The organism is Nocardioides sp. CPCC 206348 (assembly GCF_048654705.1).
Lineage (GTDB): Bacteria > Actinomycetota > Actinomycetes > Propionibacteriales > Nocardioidaceae > Nocardioides.
In genome coordinates this window covers 17,077-19,402 of record NZ_JBMCZA010000211.1, presented here as the reverse complement: position 1 = coordinate 19,402, position 2,326 = coordinate 17,077, and the positions used below count along the sequence as shown (strand labels likewise).

The 2,326-nt window shown below is 69.3% G+C and carries 4 protein-coding genes and 2 tRNA genes; all 6 read right to left on the bottom strand.

Going from position 1 to position 2,326, the window contains the following annotated elements; translation table 11 throughout:
* Positions 1-164 (bottom strand): MaoC/PaaZ C-terminal domain-containing protein (locus tag ACOADB_RS21815; RefSeq protein ID WP_378603603.1); only part of this gene is annotated, 164 nt, incomplete at its 3' end.
* Positions 161-565: an FAS1-like dehydratase domain-containing protein gene (locus tag ACOADB_RS21810; protein WP_378603507.1), complete on the bottom strand. Its 405-nt coding sequence runs from the start codon at positions 563-565 to the stop codon at positions 161-163. The genes ACOADB_RS21810 and ACOADB_RS21815, both read right to left, overlap by 4 nt.
* A 100-nt stretch (positions 566-665) precedes the next feature.
* Positions 666-836 (bottom strand): 50S ribosomal protein L33, encoded by a 171-nt coding sequence (rpmG, locus tag ACOADB_RS21805; protein ID WP_036490026.1) that lies wholly within the window; start codon positions 834-836, stop codon positions 666-668.
* A gap of 60 nt (positions 837-896) precedes the next feature.
* Positions 897-970, bottom strand: a tRNA-Met gene (locus ACOADB_RS21800).
* Positions 971-1,036: 66 nt separating this feature from the next.
* A tRNA-Thr gene (locus ACOADB_RS21795) sits at positions 1,037-1,109 on the bottom strand.
* Between the two features lie 62 nt (positions 1,110-1,171).
* A partial coding sequence (locus ACOADB_RS21790) for an amidase (RefSeq protein ID WP_378603504.1) occupies positions 1,172-2,326 on the bottom strand: 1,155 nt, incomplete at its 5' end.

Below are 2,326 nucleotides of genomic sequence, written 5' to 3'. Positions count from 1 at the left end.
GCGATCACACCGGGCAGGCCGACCGCGAGCGCGATCTCCTCGTCCTGGTGGATCGGGTTCTGGTCGCCGCTGGCCGCCGCGTAGGCGACCAGGTCGGCGCGGGTGATCTCGTAGGTGACCTCGGGGAGCACGTCGCCCGTGGCGAGGTCGCTGATGGCGCTCATGCGGTGGCTCCCCGGTGGACGATGGTCGCGGTCGCCGTACACACGACGGAGCCGGAGGCGTCGACGATCTCGCTGGAGGTGCTCACGATGTCGTTGCCGCCGATGGACCGCACACCGGTGACGGTGAGGGCAGCGGTCAGCACGTCACCGATGACGACGGGGCGCTCGTAGCGGAAGCGCTGGTCGCCGTGGACGATCCGGGACAGCTCGACCTGCTCGACATCCAGGAAGTCCTGGAGGGCGGCGAAGGTGACCACGATCGGGAAGGTCGGCGGGAGGCCCGCTGCGACGTCGTAGCTGCCCCCGACCGAGGTGGCGAAGGCCACGACGGCATCCGTCGTGACCGGGTAGGGCTGCGTCGGGGGGTAACCACGCCCGACGAGGGAGGCGTCGATCGGCATGGCCCCAGCCTAGAGGTCGCAAAACGACATCAGTCCGCGGTCCCCGAAGGGGGCCACGGACTGGCGGAGCGCCGAAGGGGCGCTGGGTCGAACGAGTGCGTCAGCGGGTCTCGCGGTGCGCGGTGTGGGTGCGGCAACGCGGGCAGAACTTCGACAGCTCGATGCGGTCGGGGTCGTTGCGGCGGTTCTTCTTCGTGATGTAGTTCCGCTCCTTGCAGTCCACGCACGCGAGCGTGATCTTGGGGCGAACGTCTGAGCTCTTGCTGGCCACGGGAAGTCCTTCTACTGCTGTCTATGGGGTACTGCCGGGGTGATTCTTCGTCATCTGGCGTAGCGGGGGCGGGACTCGAACCCGCGACACCACGATTATGAGCCGTGTGCTCTAACCACCTGAGCTACCCCGCCAGGGGGTCAGGGCGTCTGCCGCACCTTGCGGCTTTCACCGTCCGGATTGGCAGACCCTTGTCCCAGAGCCCCTTTACGGAATCGAACCGTAGACCTTCTCCTTACCATGGAGACGCTCTGCCGTCTGAGCTAAAGGGGCAACGCCGCAGAACGATACACGCGCTTTCGGCGGAGGAGAAATCGGGCCGTGCAGAGCCGAATTCAGGCGTGGATCCGGGCGAACGGTCGGGCCTGTTCGAGCTCGTAGGCGAGCTCGATCAGGAGGGTCTCCTGACCGGGTGCAGCCCCGAACATCATGCCCTGCGGGAGGCCCGTCGCGGTGGTCGCGAGGGGCAACGAAATGGCCGGTGCACCCGTGACGTTCTGCCACGGCGTGAAGGCCACCCAGTCCATCAGCTTGTCGATGATCACGTCGTAGCTCTGGGTCGGATCGAGGTGGCCCACGGGGGGCGTGGCCGCACCGAGCGTCGGGGTCAGCGCGACGTCGTACTTCTCGTAGTAGAGCTCGGCCTGGGCGTTGGCACGCTTCAGGCGCGTGATCGTCCCGGGGAGGCGGTGCAGGTTTCGTCGTGCGTGCCGGGCCAGCCCGAGGGTGAGGTTGTCGTGCTTCGCCTTGCTCCACGTGCGCCCGTGGACCGGCCGGCCGGTGGTCAGCATCGCCTGGGCGAGCACCGCCCAGTAGAGGAGGAAGTCGTCGGCGAAGCCGGGGCCGATCGGGGCATCGGTCTCGGTCACCGTGTGCCCGAGGTCCTCGAGCAGGGCCGCGGTCTCCTCGGTCAGCGCGCGCGTCTCGGCGTCCGCTCCACGGCCCACGCCACTGGTGTTCAGCGCGATCCGCAGCCGGCGCTTGATCGGCCGGGTCAGGTCGCCGATCGGCGGGAGCGCGAGGTTGCGCTGGACGCGCTCGGCCTCCCGGTAGAACGCGGCCGTGTCGCGCACCGTCCGCGTCACCACCCCGTCGGAGACGATCTTGATCGGCATCTCCCGCATCAGCCTGTCCTGCGGCAACCGGCCGCGGGTCGGCTTGAGGCCGACCAACCCGTTGACCGACGCCGGGATCCGGATGGAACCGCCGCCGCCGTTCGCGTGAGCGATCGGTACGGCGCCCGCCGCGACGAGTGCGGCCGAGCCGGCGCTCGAGGCACCGGCCGAGTGGTCGGTGTTCCACGGGGTGCGGACCGCACCGAGTCGCGGGTGCTCGGCGGACGCGCTGAAGCCGTACTCCGAGAGCTGGCTCTTGCCCAGCGCGATCATCCCGGTGGCGAGGTACGACGCAGCGAAGTCGCCGTCCTTCCTCGCCGGCCGGGGCGACCAGGCGTCGGTGCCCGACATGGTCGGCATGCCGGCCACGTCGAC